Source organism: Devosia sp. FKR38 (genome assembly GCF_005222805.1).
In the GTDB taxonomy this organism is placed as follows: domain Bacteria; phylum Pseudomonadota; class Alphaproteobacteria; order Rhizobiales; family Devosiaceae; genus Devosia.
The window spans coordinates 557,982-576,425 of sequence record NZ_STGC01000002.1; the positions used below are offsets into that span (position 1 = coordinate 557,982).

Sequence of the window (18,444 nt, forward strand, 5' to 3'; positions counted from 1 at the left end):
GCCCCACGCGTCGCAGTTCACTGTTGAAGGTTTAAACGTCCCGACTCGAAAAAAGGATCAGAGGACGCGACGGGCCCCCTGTTAGCGACGAAATGTGGCAGCAATTTCGATGTGGGTGGATTGAGTGAACTGATCGACCGCGATCAGGTCGCTCATCGTGTAGCCCGCGCCCACCAGAATGGCGGCATCGCGGGCAAAGGTGCGGGGGTCGCAGGCCACCATCACCACGGTCTTGACCTTGGACTTGCCCAGTTCGCGCACCTGGGCCTCGGCGCCGGCGCGCGGCGGATCGAGCACCACTGCGTCAAAGGGCAGCTCGAACTGGGTCAGGGGGTCGCGGAACAGGTCGCGCGCCTTGGCGGTAACTTCGCGCAGGCCCTTGGTGAAGCGCCGCGCCTTGTCGAGGGCGGCAATGCCGGGCTTGTCGCTGTCAAAGGCGGCGACAGTGCGCTGTTCGGCCAGGCGCAGCGCAAAGGGGCCGACGCCGCAGAACAGATCCGCGACCGATTTGACCTTGGGACCCATGGCCGCCAGCACATAATCGGACAGCACCTGCTCGGCCTGTTCGGTCGCCTGCAGGAAGCTGCCGATGGGCATTTCCACCTGGGCGCGGCCCATGGCGATGATGGCGGGCTGGGCCTGCAGCACCATTTCGCCATTGAGCGCCAGCCGCGCCAGCTTGAAGCGGCCGACCAGCGGCGCCACGCGCTCAGGCCGGGCCTGTTTCTTTTCGGTGCGGATGGCAACGTCGAGCCCGGTGAGCGAGGCAACAAAACTCACATCGGCCTCGCCAACCGCCTGCATCACCGCGCGGGCAATGTCGGGCGCCTTGGCCAGGCCCGGCGCCAAGATCGGACAGGCGTCGAGGTCATGCACCTGGTGGCTGCGCAGCCGCATATAGCCGGCGCCTTCCTTGCGGGCATGCAGGGTCGCCCGGCGGCGGCCGCCGCCCGAGCCATCAATGAAGCGGCTGACCTTGACGTCGATGCCGGCGAACTGCAGCGGCGTTTCCACCAAAGCGGTCTTGAAGGCCTCGTAGCTCTCGCGATCCATATGCTGCAACTGGCAGCCGCCGCAGGCGCCGAAATGCGCACAGAAGGGTTCAACACGATTGGGCGCCGGGATGATGACGCCCAAAAGCGTGCCGCGTTCGCCCTCTGCCGTGATCTCCACCCGTTCGCCGGGCAGCACGAGCGGCACGAAGACCTTGCGGCCATCGACGTCGGCAATGCCTTCGCCCTTGTGGCCGAGGCTGGAGATGGTGGTGGTGATGGTCATGACGATCCGGGGCTTGCTGAGGCGGTTCAGTAGCCGCCATAGCCAGGCATCGCAAGGCCCGATGCCAGAGGGACAGCCATGACAAGGCGCGTCCCTCCGCCTGTTACAGTGGCCGGCTGGCCCATTCGAGCAGGCTCGCCAGCCCGACAAAGGGCACGCCGGCGTGTTCGCTCAAGCCCGAAGCACAGGTGCTCACCGTCGAAACGCCTAACGTACAGTCTGCCGGTATGTTGGTCTTGGCGAACCGCGTGGCATGGGCATTGAGCTCGGGCACGAACAGGCCCTTGTCGCCGGCATAGCCGCAGCAGGTCACGGCACTCAGCACCGCGATCTCCCTTGCACAGGCGCGGGCAATGGCCTCGGTCATGGGCTGTTCGCTGAGGCGCTGTGCCGAGCAATTGTGATGCACCGCCACCACCGGCAATTGCCGGGTGATGGTCAGACGCGGCAGCACTTGGGCGAGCAGGAACTGTGCCGAATCCTGTACCGGCGCATCGCCGGGGAAATCGCGCAGATGTTTGGCGCAGGTCGAGGCATCGGTGACCACGCTCAGCCGCCCGGCGTCGGACAGGGCCGAGAGATTGCGCTTGAGCGCCCCGCCGACCTCGGCTGCCTGTTCGGGAAAGCCCTTGGACTGGAACGGCTGGCCGCAGCACTGGCCATTGAGGTTGTCTGGCACGATGACATCAAAGCCGGCCCGCTCGAGCAGCGCCAGCATGGCGTCGGGCACCGCGAGCAGGTCATGCGCGGACTTGGGCGCACCAAACATGCGCGTGGCGCAGCTGGGGAAATAGACCACCGATGGCCGCCCGGATTGGGCGATGGGCACGGGAAAGCCCGTGGCGCGCGCATCCTGGCGCGTACTCCTGGCCTTTGGCGCGCCCGGACCATGGCGCAGCGCGCGCGACACGCGGGGCACGCGCTTGCCAGTAACGCGGCGCGCCGTCTCGGTGATGGCTTCCACCGCCGATGCGGGGATTATGGTTCTGGCCGCATCGGCCAGCGCCACGCCGGCGCGCATCATGGATTCTACCGCGCCACGATGGTCGGCGACAAAGCCGGCGACAGATCGCGCTGTGCTGCCGCGCCGCTCGGCGCGCTGGCTCAGAATCATGGTGCCGGTCTCGATGCCCACCGGGCAGCGCAGCGAACAGAGATTGCAGGCGGCGCAGGTATCGAGCCCGGGATACTGGAAATCGGCATCGAGCCGCTCGAGCCGGGCATTGTCCTCGCCCGTCTCGCGCAGCCGCGCCCGCTCGCGGGTCACCGCAATACGTTGGCGCGGCGACAGCGTCATATGCTGGCTGGGACAGGCCGGCTCGCAGAAGCCGCATTCGATGCAGAGGTCCACCAGGTCATCGGCCAGCGGCATGACCTTGAGGTGCTTGATGTGGATCTTGTCGTCGGCGTTGAGCAGCACGCCGGGGTTGAGCAGGTTTTCGGGGTCAAACAGCGCCTTGATCTGGCGCATCAGCCCATAGGCCTTGCTGCCCCATTCGGCCTCGACAAACGCGGCAATGGCGCGGCCGGTACCATGCTCGGCCTTGAGCGAGCCGCCATACTGGATCGAGACCAAATCGCTCAGCGCCCTGGAGAAGGCATCGAATTTTTCCGCCGCATCAGGCTGGGAGAAGTCGTCGCTCATCTGGAAATGCAGATTGCCGGCCAAAGCATGGCCGAAAATAATGGCGTCCTCATAGCCATGCGCATCGAGCAGCGCGCGCATATCGATGACGAATTCGGCCAGCCGCTCGATGGGCGCGGCCACATCCTCGGTCAGCATGGAGGTGCCCTTGGGCCGCGCCGCGCCGCCGGAGGCGAAAAAGCCCTTGCGGATGTCCCAGAGCGCATGGCTGCGGTCGGGGTCGGTGGAAAAATCAATATGGGTGGCGCCATGGCGGGCCAGCAGCGCCTCGGCCTTGGCGGTTTCGGCCGCCAGTGTGGCTGCGTCGGGCGCGGTGACATCGATCAGCACGGCTGGCGAATTATCGGTGAGCCAGGGGCGCAGCGGTGCCATGGGCGGCAGATGTTCCACCGTGGCCAGAGCCCGGCGCTCGATATATTCGGCCGCAGTGACGCCGGTCGTAACCTGCACGCCGCCATTGGCCATTTCGATAATGGCGCGGCCGGCCGATTGCGGATCGGGAAAGGGCACCAGCGCGGTAGCGCGGAAGGGGTGCTCGGGCACGGTGTTGTAGGTCACCTCGGAGACAAAGCCGAGCGTGCCTTCCGAGCCCACCATGAGGTGGATCAGGATATCGAGCGGGTCGTGGTAATCGACCAGCGCATTGAGCGAATAGCCAACCGTGTTCTTGATTCTGTACTTCTTGCGGATCAGCGCCACCAGTTCGGCATCGGCCATCACATGGTGGTGCAGATCATGCAGCGCAGCCAGCATGGGCGCGTGGCTCTGGCGGAAGGCAGCGCAGCTCTTGGCATCGCCGGAATCGAGCATGGTGCCGTCGGCCAGCACAATGCGTAGCCGCGCCATGGTGTGATAGGTGTTCTGCGCCACGCCGCAGCACATGCCGGACGAATTATTGTTGACCACGCCACCGATCTTGCAGGTCGCCTGGCTGGCCGGATCGGGACCGATCTTGCGGTTGAACGGCTTGAGCGCGCTATTGGCCTGGGCAACGATGATGGCCGGCCCCAGGGTGATCTGGTCGGCGCCAGGATGGATTTCGAGCTTGCGCCAGCCATCGCCGAGCACGGCCAGCACGCCGTCGGTTACGGCCTGACCGGACAGCGAGGTGCCAGCGGCGCGGAAGGTGATGGGCAGGTTTTCGGCCCGCGCCGCCGTCAACACGGCGCGCACCTCATCCTCGGAGTTGATGAACACCACCGCCGCCGGAATCAGCCGATAGGAGCTGGCGTCGCCGCTCCATGCATAGGTCATCAGCGGGTCGGTATACATGGCGCCCCGCACCATGCCGGCGAGGCGGGTGACCAGGCGCTGGCCTGCGGCCTGTCGTTCGGGCGTGACGGTGTGGCGGGGGGCGGAGGAAGCGTGCTGCATAGAGCAGCACTAACATGTTAGCGCTGGGCTGCGAAGGGATTCCATCGCGCCGCGACAGCAGATTTGCGACATGCGGCCCCCGTGGACGGGAACCGCAGAGTCATGTGGTCGACCGACTAGATGTCGACGTCATCCTCGCCCAGGGCCTCGATCTCGGCGGCGGCGCGGCGCAGGATCTCGGCGGCCCGATGCTGCTGCTCCTCGCCGCTGCGCCGGGCCTTCTTGATGGCGGCCTTGAGCGTGCGGCGGGCGTCGTTGAGTTCGGGAACCACATCGGCCATGTCGCGGTCGGCCTCGGGCGCCGGGCGATGGCCGGGACCATGGTGTTGGCCTGGACCCTGACGATGGCCGGGACCGTGGCCGTATTCGGGCTCATGGTCATGCGCCGGCCCCTGCTCGCGATCAAAGGGCCATTCGGAGCGGGCGAAGTCGCGGAAGCGCTGCATCTGCTCGCCGGCCTTGGCCAGGAACGCCAAAGTTGATTCGATGGCCTCGCGATTGTCCGCCAGATGGGCCCGCCCGGCATCGGTGATGGCATAGAGCTTCTTGTTGCCATCGGCCTGGGCCGTGGCAAAGCCGGCTTCCTCGAGATAGGTCAGGGCAGGATAGACCACGCCTGGGCTGGGCGAATAGAATCCGGCCGATTTCTCCTCGATCACCTTGATCAAATCATAGCCGTGCCGGGGCTGCTGCTCGATGAGATAGAGCGCCACCAGGCGCAAATCGCCCGAAGCCAGCATGCGGCCGATGCGGAAATTGCCGCCGGCGCTGTTCCAGCGCTCGGGATTATCCATGCCACCGGCCAGACGCCCCCAGCCGCGACGGGCCATGGCTTCCATGCGGCGCCAATTGGGCTCGCCGTTCTTCCAATATGTGCTCATGATTGGTCTCCGATATATCTTTGACGCCCTTGCACCCTAGATTGGGCGGCGCGGCTTTGGGTTCAAGATATATCTTACGGAAATAACACGCATGAAAAAGCCCGCGACGGTGGGCGTCGCGGGCCGGAACCTTGCAGGCTTGCGCCGGGCCTAGACGGTGTCGTTCTCGACAGCGGCGACCGGCGCGGTCTTGTCGAACTGGCCATGCTTGCGGAAGCGCCACATATAGCCGGGCAGGATGGTGTCCATGGCGGTGGGAACAATGCCCATGCCGGCCAGGGTGCGCTTGTCCTTGATGGCGGCTTCGGAGACGACATTGTCGACGCCCAGCAGCTCCACCTGGTCGGCGGTCACCAGCGGCGGCACGGGCAGAATGCCCAGAACGCCAGCCATCAGCTTGGCCAGGCCCGAGGGCACGGGCAGCAGCGGACGCTTGCGCATGGCCTCGCGCAGCACGCGCTCGAGCAGCTGGCGATGGCTCTCGACCTGCGGGCCACCCAGTTCATAAATCTTGCCAGGCTTGAGCTTGCCTTCGGCCGCCAGCACAAAGGCCTGGGCGACGTCGCCGACATAGGCGGGCTGGAACAGGGTATTGCCACCGATCACCGGCATCACCGGCAGCAGGCGGGCGAGCGTGCCCATCAGGTTGAAGAAGCCATCGCCCGGGCCGAACAGCAGCGAGGGGCGCAGGATGATCGCCTCGGGGAAAGCGGCGAGAACCGCGGCTTCGCCCGCCAGCTTGGAGGCGGCGTAGCGGCTGACGTCGGCCGCCTTGTCGACGCCCAGGGCTGACATATGCACCAGCTGAGTGACGCCGGCGGCCTTGGATGCGCGGGCAATCTCGGCCGCGCCATCGACATGGACCGCATCAAAGGTCTGGGCGCCGCGATTGGCGGCGATGCCGACCAGGTTGATGACGATCTCGACACCGGCCACGGCGCGCTGGATGGAGGCCGCGTTGCGCAGATTGGCCTGGATCGGGACAATCTGGCCCACGGTGCCCAGGGTGCGCAGATGGCCGGCCAGGTCGGGGCGGCGCACGGCGACGCGGACGCGATGGCCATTGCGTGCCAGCTGCTGGACGATCTGGGTGCCGACAAATCCCGAGCCGCCGAAAACGGTCACGAGCTTGGGATCAAGGCTGTCCATGGGGGAACTCCGGCAAGGGTCAAGTGTGTCCGCTTCTAGCCCAAGGCGCTTGGGGCTGTCGAGGGCCATGGGCGGGAATCACCTTGACTCGGCGCGGCCTTTGTTCCTGTTATGTTCTAATTTGGAGACCTATCATGACTGACAGCCAGACCTATGACGGCCAATGCCATTGCGGCGCCGTGCGCTTTAGCGTGCACACCGACCTGTCAGGCCCCAGTGCCTGCAATTGTTCGCATTGCCGACGCCTGGGCTGGATCATGCAATCGGTGCCGGCCGAGAATTTCACCCTGCTCAGCGATGCCGAGGCCCTCACGCTCTATCGCTTCAACACCCATACCATCGACCACCTGTTCTGCCGCCATTGTGGCATCCAGTCCTTTGCCCGGGGCAGCGACGGCAAGGGCAAGAGTCTGGTGATGATCAATGTGAACTGTCTCGAGCCCGCCGTGGCGGTCGATCCGGCTGCGATCAAACACTGGGATGGTGCGAACTGGTAATTGGATGCGAATAGGTGATTGACATCGGGCATGACTGCCAATAGTTACCCCCCTGCCTGCCCAGATGGCGGAATTGGTAGACGCGCACGGTTCAGGTCCGTGTACCGCAAGGTGTGGAAGTTCGAGTCTTCTTCTGGGCACCAAGTTTTGACCCCGGTCCAACGAAAGTTGGGCCGGGGTTTTTGGTTTTCCGAGGATTGCCAAGGGCCACAAGACCGGAATGGTCCGTGCGGACCAGCCAAAAGGCCTCCGTAATCTCCCGTTGACCTCGTTCCGCATCATATCAAGCTTTCTTTATATCCGCCTTGACCGGTTGGGCGTTGGGTGTCACAAACTCGCTAGAATGGCTCGTTTTGGGCCGCTCTTGATAAGCTCAGGGGATTTCTCGTGGTCCGATCGTCTTTTTTCTTCACCTCGGAATCGGTGTCTGAAGGACATCCCGACAAGGTCTGTGATCGGATCAGCGATGAAATCGTCGATCTGGTGTTCCGCGAAGCCAAGAAGGCCAATATGGACCCGGCCCAGGTGCGAATCGCCTGTGAGACCCTGGCGACGACCAATCGCGTGGTGATCGCCGGCGAAGTGCGCGTGCCCCCGTCCCTGCTCAAGAAAGACCGGGACGGCAATGTCATCCTGGATGCGTCGGGCGCGCCGACGGTCAATCCGTCCAAGTTCAAGTCGACGGCGCGCAAGGCGATTCGCGCCATTGGCTATGAGCAGGCTGGCTTTCACTGGAAGACGGTCAAGATCGACGTGCTGCTGCATGGCCAGTCGGCCGATATCGCCCGAGGCGTGGACGAATCAGGCAACAAGGATGTCGGCGCAGGCGACCAGGGCATCATGTTTGGCTACGCATCGCGCGAAACGCCCGAGCTGATGCCGGCGCCAGTCTATTATGCGCACAAGATTCTCGAAGTGCTGACCCAGGCCCGCAAGGACGGCACCGGCCCGGCAAAGCTGCTCGGCCCCGATGCCAAGAGCCAGCTGACCGTGCGCTATCAGGACGGCAAACCGGTCGGGGTCTCCCAGATCGTGCTGTCGACCCAGCATCTGGACGAGACACTGACCTCGGCCGATGTGCGCAAGATCGTGGAACCCTATATCCGCCAGGTCCTGCCCGAGGGCTGGATTTCCGCGGACACCATCTGGCACGTCAATCCGACGGGCAAGTTTGTCGTCGGCGGCCCCGATGGCGATGCAGGCCTGACCGGTCGCAAGATTATTGTGGACACCTATGGTGGTGCGGCCCCGCATGGCGGCGGCGCGTTTTCGGGCAAGGACCCGACAAAGGTGGACCGCTCGGCGGCCTATGCGGCGCGCTATCTGGCCAAGAATGTGGTCGCTGCCGGCATGGCGGAACGCGCCACCATCCAGCTCAGCTATGCCATCGGCGTGGCGCAGCCGCTCTCGATCAACGTCAATCTGCACGATACCGGCACGGTCGATGAAGAACTGGTTGAGGCTGCGCTGTCCAAGGTGATGGATCTGACCCCGCGCGGCATCCGCACCCATCTCGACCTCAACAAGCCCATCTATGCCAAGACCTCGGCCTATGGGCATTTCGGCCGCAAGCCGGGCCGCGACGGCAGCTTCTCCTGGGAAAAGACCGATCTGGTCTCTGCCCTCAAGGCCGCGGTCAAGGCCAGCGCATAAGCACTCCACGCAGTTCAGCTCCAGCGCGGCGCCCCGGCAACGGGGACGCCGCGCTGTGCTGTCCCGGCCTTGTCCTGCTTGGATAATGCTGGCCTGACCCCGGGTCTGCTTGCTAAGGGGCAGCTCAGCTTTTCTCACGCCCAGGCTCCGTCATGACCGCCAAGCCCGATCACCAATTGCCAAAGACCCGTTCGGGCGAACCGCGGGCTTTTTTCGGGCGCCGCTCGGGCAAGAAGCTGCATGGCGGCCAGCAGGCGATCTTTGACGCCAGCCTGCCCGCGCTCGAAATCGTGCTCGATGGGCCGCTGGATCCAAAAAGCCTGTTCCCCGAAGCCGAAAAGATCGTGGTCGAGATCGGCTATGGCGGCGGCGAGCACCTGGCGCTCGAGGCCGGGCTGCATGAGGACACCGGCTATATCGGCTGCGAAGTGTTCACCGGCGGCATTGGCAAGATGGTGCAGACCATCGCCGCCAAGGGCCTGAGCAATATCCGCCTGTTCACCGACGACGCGCTCAAGCTGCTGCTGGCCATGCCCGATGCGAGCCTTGATGCCGTGTTCCTGCTTTATCCCGATCCCTGGCCCAAAACGCGCCACCACAAGCGGCGCTTCGTCTCGCCGACGACGCTGGCGGAGCTGGCGCGGGTGATCCGGCCCGGCGGGCACTTCTATTTTGCCAGCGATATCGAGGATTACGCCAATTGGACGCTGGCGCATGTGCTGCGCGCGCCCGATTTCGCCTTTGAGGCCAAGACGCCCGGCGACTGGCACATTCCCTATCCGGACTGGCAGGCCACCCGCTATGAGCAAAAGGCGCGCCGCGAGGGGCGCATGGTGAGCTTTTACTTCACCTTCACCCGGCTCTGAGGGCGCGCACGGCCAGCGTTCGGGCCGCTATCCTGGCCTGCCGGATACAAATTTAACATTCCATAGGGCTGGATAATTGACGCATGGGCCCCATATCGGGGGCTTCGACCACAGCTTTGAGGCGTCCCATGTCCGTTCCCGCGATTTCCCCGACAGGTGATGATGCGCTGACGGTGCGACCGGGAAAGTGGACGTTGACAGTGGTGACGCTGCTGCGGGAAGAGACCCTGCGGTTCAGCGAGCTGCGGCGCAGCGCCGGCGGCATATCGCAAAAAACCCTCACCATCACGCTGCGCGAACTGGAGCGGGACGGCTTTGTGCAACGCACCATGTTTGCCACCATACCGCCGCGGGTCGATTATCAGCTGACCGAACTGGGCCGGGGCCTGCTGGAGCTGGCCGACAATCTGCGGGTGTTCACGGTGCGCCATCGCGCCGAAATTCATGCGGCGCGCGAGCGATTCGATGCAGCGGGTGGCGAGCCCGAAATCGTGCTTCGCCAACCCGTCTGATCGACGGGCGCCGTCGGAACACTCCGGCGGCGCCGTGGTCGGCTAGGCTCAGAGCGAGACCTTTTCCAGCGAACCGGGCTGGAACAGTTCCATGGTCTGCTGGCCATTGTCGAGCGTGACATAGGCACGGACCAGGCCGCCCCATTCTTCGACTGCCGTCGCGTTGACGCCCTTCTGGTGCAGGTTGGTCAGGATGCTGTCGGCAGTGAACTCGCGCATTTCGGTCGAACCGGTGCCGAAGGCTTCGGTGTCGGCCATGGCGGGTGCAACGGCACCGGCAAACGAGGCAGCAGCGATAAGGGCGATAACAGTGTTCTTGATCATTTCAGTGTTCCTTTCGTCTTGAACACCCTGGAAATGACCCTGCCGGCCCCAAGCCTCAAGGGGGCTTTTCGCACATTGAAGCCCTTGAATCCTCGGAGATCGTAACGAGGGTTTTGCTAAGGAAATCAAGGAAGTAATAGGTTCCTTGGTTTCCGAAAGGCAACCATGTGTGGTTTGTGTGACGGTCCGGAATGGCTGGGGTTTGCGGCCGATTGGCGCGTCAAAAACCGCATGAACGAGCCTCCGTCATCCCCATTGGGGCCGGTGCGAAAGCCGATAAACCAGCATGACATCACAGAGGCGTGACAGTCCAACAAAATGCGAAAAAATCGTCGTGCCCGGTCTGTTTGGTGTCAGATCGGTCAGTGGGCGCGCCCGGAACGGACCGCCCGACAGCCTCGTGGCCGGCCGGGACACCGGTGGATGGCACGGTACAATTGCCGGCATGACATCGCGGCCGGTGCCGCGGCCTTGCTTGCTGGCGCCAACAGCGCTATAAAGGGGCCAACATCTCAGCAAGTTTGCAGAGTGGGCGCCTCCCGGCCCCGCTCTTTTTTATTACCTGAAGGGACCGATGAGCTTCGATCTCACCGCACCGCGCTTTATCAAGGAAACGGGCCTGGAGGCCCGCGTGGCTCGCATCATCGAGCCCGTTGCCAATGGCCTGGGCTATGCGCTGGTGCGCGTACGCATCACGCAGGAAAATGGCATGACGCTGCAGATCATGGCGGAAGACGCCAATGGTCGCTTTACCATTGTCGATTGCGAGACCCTGTCCAAGGACATCTCGCCAGTGCTCGACCTCGAGGATCCCATCGACCGGGAATATCATCTGGAAGTGTCCTCGCCGGGCATCGACCGGCCGCTGGTGCGCCAGCGCGACTTCGCCGCCTATATCGGGCATGAGGCCAAGATCGAGCTCAGCGACATGATCAATGGTCGCAAGCGCTATCGCGGCTTCATCAAGGCGGTGGACGATGAGTCGGTGACCATCACCCTGCCCGACGCCCCGGCCGGCACCGATCCCGACCATCGCCTTCTGCTGTCCACGCTTGGCGAGGCCAAGCTGGTGATGACCGACGCCCTGATGGAAAAGGCGCGCATCGACCAGGAACTGCATCCGCTTGATGACGATGAGACCGAAACGGTCGAAATCGCCGACACCGACGACGACACTATCTCCGAGGAGACACACTAAATGGCCGTTAGCGCGAACCGCCTTGAACTGTTGCAGATCGCAGACGCCGTTGCCCGCGAAAAGTCGATCGACCGCATGGTCGTGATCGAGGCGATGCAGGATGCCATGGAAAAGGCGGCCAAGGGCCGTTATGGCGCGGAGACCGAGATCAAGGTCGAGATCAACCCGCGCTCGGGCGAAACGCGCATGTGGCGTCTGCTGGAGATCGTGGACTCGGTCGAAGAGCCCGGCCGCCAGGTCGATCTCAAGCATGCCCAGATCAAGTCGCCTGAAGCCAAGATCGGCGATTTCCTCACCGAGCCGCTGCCGCCGATGGAATTCGGCCGCATTGCCGCCCAGTCGGCCAAGCAGGTGATCGTGCAGAAGGTGCGCGATGCCGAGCGCGAGCGCATGTATGACGAGTATTTCAACCGCATCGGCGAAATCGTCAACGGCACCGTCAAGCGCGTCGAATATGGCAATGTCATTGTCGACCTGGGTCGTGGCGAAGCCATTATCCGCCGCGACGAGCTGATCCCGCGCGAAATGTTCCGCTATGGCGATCGCGTGCGCGCCTATGTCTATGACGTGCGCCGCGAGCAGCGCGGCCCGCAGATCTTCCTCAGCCGCACCCATCCGCAGTTCATGGCCAAGCTGTTCATGCAGGAAGTGCCCGAGATCTATGATGGCGTGATCACCATCCGCTCGATCGCCCGCGATCCGGGCTCGCGCGCCAAGATCGCCGTCACCTCCTCGGATTCCTCGATCGACCCCGTGGGCGCCTGCGTTGGTATGCGCGGCTCCCGCGTGCAGGCCGTCGTTGGCGAGCTGCAGGGCGAAAAGATCGACATTATCCCGTGGACCGACACCATTGCCGACCTCGTCGTTTCGGCGCTGCAGCCGGCCGATGTGGCCAAGGTGGTGCTGGACGAACAGGCCGAGCGCATCGAAGTGGTGGTGCCCGACGAGCAGTTGAGCCTGGCCATCGGCCGTCGTGGCCAGAATGTGCGCCTCGCCAGCCAGCTGATCGGCTGGGACATCGACATCCTCACCGAGCAGGAAGAAAGCGAACGCCGCCAGAAGGAATTCACCGAGCGCTCGACCCTGTTCATGCAGGCGCTGGACGTTGACGAGATGGTGGCCCAGCTGCTGGCGTCCGAAGGCTTCTCCTCGGTCGAGGAACTGGCCTATATCGACGCCAATGAAATCGCCTCCATCGAAGGCTTTGACGAAGAGACCGCTGGCGAGATCCAGAATCGCGCCACCGAATATCTGGCCGCCATCGACCGCGCCCATGACGACGAGCGCAAGGCGCTGGGCGTCGAGGACGAGCTGTACGAGATCGCCGGCCTCACGGCCTCGATGCTGGTTGCCCTGGGCAAGGACGGCGTCAAGAGCGTGGAAGACTTTGCCGGCTGCGCCGCTGACGATCTGATCGGCTGGAGCGAACGCAAGGATGGCGAGACCAAGCGCTTCGAGGGCACCTTCAAGGATTTCCCCGTGAGCCGTGAAGAGGCCGAAGACATGATCATGCAGGCCCGCATCAAGGCCGGCTGGATCAATGCCGAAGACGTTCCGAGCGACAATGACGGCGAAGTGGCCGTCGATGGCGACGAGGTTTCGGCCTAACGGCCGGAACCGGGCGAGGGCACCAGAGATGGCCCGGCGCGAGGAAACGGAGCGGATGTGTGCGCTGACACGGGTGGAAAAGCCCGTGGCAGAGCTCATCCGCTTTGTGCTCGGCCCTGATGACCTGCTGGTGCCCGATACCGATGCCAAGGCCGAGGGCCGTGGCGTCTGGATTACGCTGAGCCGCGCGGCGGTGGCCGAAGCGGTCAAGAAGAACGTGTTTGCGCGCAGCCTCAAGACGGCGGTGCGCCTGCCCGAAGATTTGCCGGGCCTGACCGAGCTGCGCCTGCAGCAGCGCTATCTCAGTGCGCTGGGCATGGCGCGCAAGGCCGGGCAGATCATTTTTGGCGCCACCAAGGTGCGCGGCCTGCTCGCCACCGGCGACCTGATCGCGCTGATCACGGCGACCGATGCCGCCGACGACGGGCGCAGCAAGATGATGGGGCCGCTCAAGGCGCTGCATTATGCTGCTGCAGAAGAAGGAATTGCCGGCTATTCGGTGCCCCATTTCGAATTGCTCTCCTCAGAGCAAATGGGTTTGGCACTCGGGATAGAAAATGTGATACATGCTGCCCTCACAAGAGGGGCTGCAGCCCAAGCGGCAGTAGAAAAGGCCAGAAGACTGGCTGTTTTCACTGCCAAACCGACGGAAACGGACACCGGCCGCCCTGCGGTTGACGGTGACCTTTTGCCCGAGGAACAAGACGAAAGACGCGAGATACATGGCTGATAACGACGACAAGCGCACCGACGACAATGGCGCGAAGAAGACGCTGACATTGAAGGGCGGCCCAGGCCTGGGCAACCGTCCCGGCATGTCGCGCGGTCCTTCCCGCTCGACGGTGGTCGTTGAGAAACGCACGCGCCTGGTCCCCAAGCCCAATGCGCCCAGCCCGGCCCAGCGCCCCGCTGCCAGTGCATCGAGCCCCAATAGCCGGCCGCAGGGCGGACGCCCGGGCCAGCAGGCGCCGCGCGCCCCGCTGGGCCTGTCGGCTGCCGAGGCCGAGGCCCGACGCCAGGCACTGGCGCTGGCCGGTGCCCGTCAGGCTGAAGACCGCGAGCGTTTCGCGGCCGAAGAAGCCCGTCGCATGGAAGACGATGCCCGCCGCCGCCAGGTCCGCGAAGAGGCGGCCCGCGCCGAGGCAGAGCGTCAAGCTGCCGAGGCCGCTGCCTCTGCTGCTCCGGTCGAAGCGCCCAAGCCCGTGGAAGCAGCGCCTGCGGCACCCGCCGCGCCGGTGGCCGCTGAATCCGCTGCTGCTCCCGTTTCGGCCGCCGCTCCCGCTGCCGCCCCTGCTTCACCGTCTGCACCGGCGCCGGTTCCGGCATCGCAGCGCAATGCTGGCCCGTCCAGCGTGCGCGTCGTGGCCGGCCGTCCTGGCCAGCCGCCACGCCCGACGCGTCCGGCCGGCGAACGCCCGAGCGGCAATACCCGCCCGGAAAATGAACGCGGCGCCAATGCGCTGATCCGTCCCGGCACCGCCGGCGCCCGTCCCTCCGGCACGGCCACCCGGCCGCCCGGCGAGCGTCGTCCCGCGGGCGCCGGCATGGCGCCGATCGGCAATGTGCCGCCGGCTCCGCCGAGCGAAGCCGATGGTCGCAAGACCCGGACCGGCGCACCCCAGGTGCGTCCGACCACCGAGGCGGAACTGGAAAATGCCCGCCGCGCCTCGCGCGCAGCGCCGGAACGTCCGGCGCGCCGTGCAGGCCTTGATACCAATGCCCGCGGTCGCCTGACCGTGACCAATGCCGGCGCCGAGAGCGATCGCGACAAGGGTCCGTCCCTGGCCGCCATGCGCCGCCGCCGCGACAAGAAGATGGGCCGCAACCAGCAGGATGCGCCCAAGCTGAGCCGCGAAGTGGTGATTCCGGAAGCCATCACGGTTGCCGAACTGGCTAACCGCATGGCCGAGCGCTCCGTCACCGTCATCAAGATGCTGATGCAGCAGGGCACCATGGCCACGATCAACGATGTGATCGATGCCGATACCGCCGAGCTGATCGCTGCCGAACTGGGTCATACCGTGCGTCGCGTCAGCGATGCGGACGTGGAAGAAGGTCTCTATGACATCCCCGCGGACGACAAGGCCGAGGATCTGACCGACCGCGCGCCGGTGGTGACCATCATGGGTCACGTCGACCACGGCAAGACCAGCCTGCTCGATGCGATCCGCGAAGCCAATGTGGTCTCGGGCGAAGCCGGTGGCATCACCCAGCATATCGGCGCCTATCAGGTGGAAAAGAACGGCAGCAAGATCACGTTCCTGGATACACCCGGCCACGAGGCGTTCACCGCCATGCGTGCCCGCGGCGCCCAGGCGACCGATATTGCCGTGCTGGTGGTGGCTGCCGATGACGGCGTGATGCCGCAGACCATCGAGTCCATCAAGCATGCCAAGGCGGCCGGCGTTCCGATCATCGTGGCCATCAACAAGATGGACAAGCCCGATGCCGATCCGATGCGGGTCCGTACCGAGCTGCTGCAGCATGAAGTGTTCGTGGAATCCATGGGCGGTGACGTGCTGGACGTCGAGGTCTCGGCCAAGACGCAGAAGGGTCTCGACAAGCTGCTCGAAACCATCCTGCTGCAGGCCGAAGTGCTTGAGCTGCGCGTGGCCCGCGACGGCCGTGCGGAGGGTCTGGTCATTGAAGCCAAGCTTGATCGCGGCCGCGGTGCGGTGGCGACGGTTCTGGTGCAGCGCGGTACGCTGGCGATCGGCGACATTCTGGTCGCCGGTACCGAATTTGCCCGCGTGCGTGCCCTGATCAACGACAAGGGCGAGCAGGTCAAGGAAGCCGGTCCGTCGGTTCCCGTGGAAGTGCTCGGCTTTACCGGCGTGCCCAATGCTGGCGACCGCTTCTCGGTGGTCGAGACGGAAGCGCGTGCCCGCGAAGTCACCGAATATCGTCAGCGCGCCATCCGTGAAAAGACGGCCGGCGGCGGCGCCACCAGCCTCGAGCAGATGATGAATCAGCTCAAGGTGGCCGGCATTGCCAAGTTCCCGCTGATCATCAAGGGCGACGTGCAGGGTTCGGTGGAAGCCATCGTGGCCTCGCTCAACAAGCTCTCGACCGACGAAGTGTCGGCGCAGATCCTGATGAGCGCGGTGGGCGGCATCACCGAATCCGACGTGACCCTGGCTTCGGCCTCGAACGCCATCGTCATCGGCTTTAACGTGCGTGCCAACAAGCAGGCGACCGATCTCGCCACCCGCGACGGCATCGAAATCCGCTACTACAACATCATCTACGATCTCGTTGATGACGTGAAGAACGCCATGAGCGGCCTGCTCAAGCCGGAACGTCGCGAGACCTTCATCGGCAATGCCGAGATCCTGGAAGTGTTCCAGATCACCAAGGTGGGCAAGGTTGCCGGCTGCCGGATTACCGAGGGCATGGTCGAGCGTGGCTCGGGCGTGCGCCTTATCCGCGAGAACGTGGTTATCCACGAAGGCAAGCTCAAGACGCTCAAGCGCTTCAAGGACGAAGTCAAGGAAGTCCAGATCGGCCAGGAATGCGGCATGGCCTTCGAAAACTACGAAGACATGCGCCCCGGCGACGTCATCGAATGCTTCCGCGTCGAGACCGTGCAGCGCACGCTGTAGTCTGATCGCTATCGATACTGAAAAGGGCGCGGTCCACACCGCGCCCTTTTTGTTTGTCCGGCGGCCCGGGCGGCAACACTCGGCGAGTTCACACCCGGCCAGCAAAAAGGGCGCGGCTGGCGCCGCGCCCTTTTTGATTTGTCTTGGGTCTGAAGTGCCCTATTCCACTGCGGCCTTGTCGGCGTCGCTGCGCTGGTCGGTGATGGCCAGCGGCTCGGCAGTTTCGGCGCCCAGGCGGCGGATGCGCAGCCGCTTGATGCGGCGGCTGTCGGCGGCGAGGATTTCGAACTGGAAGCCGGCCAGCTTGGTCACGTGTTCGCCGCGCTTGGGCACATGGCCGGCCAGGTCAAACACCAGGCCGCCGATGGTATCGACCTCTTCGGCATAGTCGCCGGGGTCGAAATCGGGGCCGAGCAGCTGGCGCACATCGCTCAGTTCAGCGCGGGCGTCGGCAATATAGGTGTCGGGGCCAACCTTGCGGATCAGCGCCGCGGCCAATTCGTCGTGCTCGTCCTCGATCTCGCCGACGACGGCCTCGAGCAGGTCCTCGATGGTGACGAGCCCGTCGGTGCCACCATATTCGTCGACCACGATGGCCATGTGCACGCGAGACGCGCGCATGGATTGCAGCAGATCGCCCACTGGCATGAAGGTGGGCACGAACATGGCGGTGCGCACCAGGTCGAACTTGCCGATCTTCTGCTTGAGCACGGTCGAAACCAGCTTGACCGGCACGTCCTTGGTCGGGTCGGTCACCGGCTCGGTGATCTTGCCCAGCGCATCCTTGACATGGATGAAGCCGACAATGTTGTCGAGCCCGTCCTCATAGACGGGCAGGCGCGAATGGCCGACCTGGCGGAAGCGGGCCAGCAGCGTGCCCAGGTTGACGTCGGATTCGACGGCCTGGATGTCGCTGCGCTCGACCATGACGTCGCCGACCGACACATTGGAGAGTTTGAGCACGTTCTGCAGGATCGTGCGTTCGCTTTCGGAGAAGTCGGCGGCTTCGGCGCTCCCCTGTTCATCGAGCGCGACCTGCAAATCGTCGCGCAGGGACACCGTGCCCCGGGCCAGCATGGCGCGGACGCGGTTCCACAACGATGGCCTCCGTGCAGGCACGGAGGCGGGACTAGAAGGAGGCTCGGGATTGGTGGGCGCTGTGGGGCCCAGACTGTCGCTATCGTTCATGTTTTCTCGCTGCCATTACAGCAGCTCACTGTCCTAAAAAGGGGTCTGGGCCGGCAGGCGGATCGGTCCGCCTCAGTCTGCATAGGGATCGGCAATCCCCAGGCTGGCCAGAATCCGGGTTTCAAGGCCTTCCATGATCTGGGCCTCGTCGTCGGTGAGGTGATCATAGCCTAAAATGTGCAAAAATCCATGCACCACAAGGTGGGTGAAGTGATCCTCAAGGCTGGTGCCCTGCTCAGCCGCCTCGGCGATCAGGGTCTCGCGGGCCAGGGTGATGTCGCCCAGAATGCCGATCACCGGACCAAAAGGCTCGATCTGAGGGAAGCTCAGCACATTGGTGGAGCTGTCCTTGCCGCGCCATTGCTGGTTGAGCTCGCGCTGCTCGGCATCATTGGTGAGCACGATGGCCAGCTCGGCGGCGCCCTTGACCTTGGCCTTGCTCAGCTTGAGCGCCTCGAACACGGCGCGCTCGGCCAGCGGCTCCATGGTCTGGGGCCAGGCCTCGTCATTGATGATGACGGCGATATCGAGGGGCGGGGTCGGGGGCATGCAACTCAATCTGTTCAGCTCAGAGGGGCATGGCATACGCCATGGCTGTCCCCGGTGTCACGCCGGATATGCGCCGGGGCCGGCCTGAAGTCTCAGGTCAGGTCCCGGTGCCAGTCCAGT

15 protein-coding genes and 1 tRNA gene are annotated in these 18,444 nt (G+C 64.4%); 9 read left to right on the forward strand and 7 right to left on the reverse strand.

Annotated features, from left to right (window positions below):
* Positions 1-81: 81 nt before the first annotated feature.
* The 4 genes from E8M79_RS02725 to E8M79_RS02740 all read right to left on the reverse strand — a co-directional run bounded on the left by E8M79_RS02725 (position 82) and on the right by E8M79_RS02740 (position 6,327).
* Positions 82-1,278 carry a TRAM domain-containing protein gene (locus E8M79_RS02725; RefSeq protein WP_137150386.1) on the reverse strand — a complete coding sequence of 399 codons (1,197 nt, stop codon included), beginning with the start codon at positions 1,276-1,278 and terminating at the stop codon, positions 82-84.
* A 103-nt stretch (positions 1,279-1,381) separates the two neighbouring features.
* Positions 1,382-4,297, reverse strand: a complete 2,916-nt coding sequence (locus tag E8M79_RS02730; protein ID WP_137150387.1) for an FAD-binding and (Fe-S)-binding domain-containing protein — start codon at positions 4,295-4,297, stop codon at positions 1,382-1,384.
* Between the two features lie 116 nt (positions 4,298-4,413).
* Complete coding sequence (locus E8M79_RS02735; protein ID WP_137150388.1) at positions 4,414-5,178, reverse strand: PadR family transcriptional regulator; 765 nt, start codon at positions 5,176-5,178, stop codon at positions 4,414-4,416.
* A gap of 150 nt (positions 5,179-5,328) precedes the next feature.
* Complete coding sequence (locus E8M79_RS02740) at positions 5,329-6,327, reverse strand: complex I NDUFA9 subunit family protein (protein ID WP_137150389.1); 999 nt, start codon at positions 6,325-6,327, stop codon at positions 5,329-5,331.
* 134 nt (positions 6,328-6,461) lie between these two features.
* On the opposite strand from E8M79_RS02740, the gene E8M79_RS02745 reads away from it, so the two are divergent.
* The 5 genes from E8M79_RS02745 (at position 6,462) to E8M79_RS02765 (ending at position 9,855) form a co-directional block, all read left to right on the forward strand.
* Complete coding sequence (locus E8M79_RS02745) at positions 6,462-6,824, forward strand: GFA family protein (protein ID WP_137150390.1); 363 nt, start codon at positions 6,462-6,464, stop codon at positions 6,822-6,824.
* 58 nt (positions 6,825-6,882) lie between these two features.
* Positions 6,883-6,967 (forward strand) — tRNA-Leu (locus tag E8M79_RS02750).
* Between the two features lie 244 nt (positions 6,968-7,211).
* Positions 7,212-8,477, forward strand: a complete 1,266-nt coding sequence (gene metK / locus E8M79_RS02755) for a methionine adenosyltransferase (protein WP_137150391.1) — start codon at positions 7,212-7,214, stop codon at positions 8,475-8,477.
* A gap of 152 nt (positions 8,478-8,629) precedes the next feature.
* Positions 8,630-9,343, forward strand: a complete 714-nt coding sequence (trmB, locus tag E8M79_RS02760; RefSeq protein ID WP_137150392.1) for a tRNA (guanosine(46)-N7)-methyltransferase TrmB — start codon at positions 8,630-8,632, stop codon at positions 9,341-9,343.
* Positions 9,344-9,471: 128 nt separating this feature from the next.
* Positions 9,472-9,855, forward strand: coding sequence for a helix-turn-helix domain-containing protein (locus tag E8M79_RS02765; protein WP_137150393.1), 384 nt, complete (start codon positions 9,472-9,474; stop codon positions 9,853-9,855).
* Between the two features lie 48 nt (positions 9,856-9,903).
* Here the strand turns inward: E8M79_RS02765 and E8M79_RS02770 are convergent, their stop codons facing one another.
* On the reverse strand, positions 9,904-10,179 hold the full coding sequence (locus tag E8M79_RS02770) for a hypothetical protein (protein WP_137150394.1): 276 nt from the start codon (positions 10,177-10,179) through the stop codon (positions 9,904-9,906).
* A 574-nt stretch (positions 10,180-10,753) separates the two neighbouring features.
* On the opposite strand from E8M79_RS02770, the gene rimP reads away from it, so the two are divergent.
* From rimP to infB, 4 genes are read left to right on the forward strand one after another with little or no spacing between them, the layout of a single operon-like run.
* A complete protein-coding gene (gene rimP, locus E8M79_RS02775) occupies positions 10,754-11,377 on the forward strand; it encodes a ribosome maturation factor RimP (protein ID WP_137150395.1) in 624 nt (207 codons plus the stop codon).
* Positions 11,378-12,985, forward strand: a complete 1,608-nt coding sequence (gene nusA, locus E8M79_RS02780; RefSeq protein WP_137150396.1) for a transcription termination factor NusA — start codon at positions 11,378-11,380, stop codon at positions 12,983-12,985.
* A complete protein-coding gene (locus E8M79_RS02785) occupies positions 12,942-13,715 on the forward strand; it encodes an RNA-binding protein (protein ID WP_171015677.1) in 774 nt (257 codons plus the stop codon). Before nusA ends, E8M79_RS02785 begins: the two co-directional genes overlap by 44 nt.
* Complete coding sequence (gene infB, locus E8M79_RS02790; RefSeq protein ID WP_137150398.1) at positions 13,708-16,587, forward strand: translation initiation factor IF-2; 2,880 nt, start codon at positions 13,708-13,710, stop codon at positions 16,585-16,587. Before E8M79_RS02785 ends, infB begins: the two co-directional genes overlap by 8 nt.
* A 159-nt stretch (positions 16,588-16,746) precedes the next feature.
* Here infB and E8M79_RS02795 read toward each other — a convergent pair whose 3' ends face one another.
* A complete protein-coding gene (locus E8M79_RS02795; protein ID WP_248304872.1) occupies positions 16,747-17,685 on the reverse strand; it encodes a hemolysin family protein in 939 nt (312 codons plus the stop codon).
* Between the two features lie 162 nt (positions 17,686-17,847).
* Complete coding sequence (ybeY, locus tag E8M79_RS02800; RefSeq protein ID WP_137150399.1) at positions 17,848-18,324, reverse strand: rRNA maturation RNase YbeY; 477 nt, start codon at positions 18,322-18,324, stop codon at positions 17,848-17,850.
* Positions 18,325-18,444 lie beyond the last annotated feature (120 nt).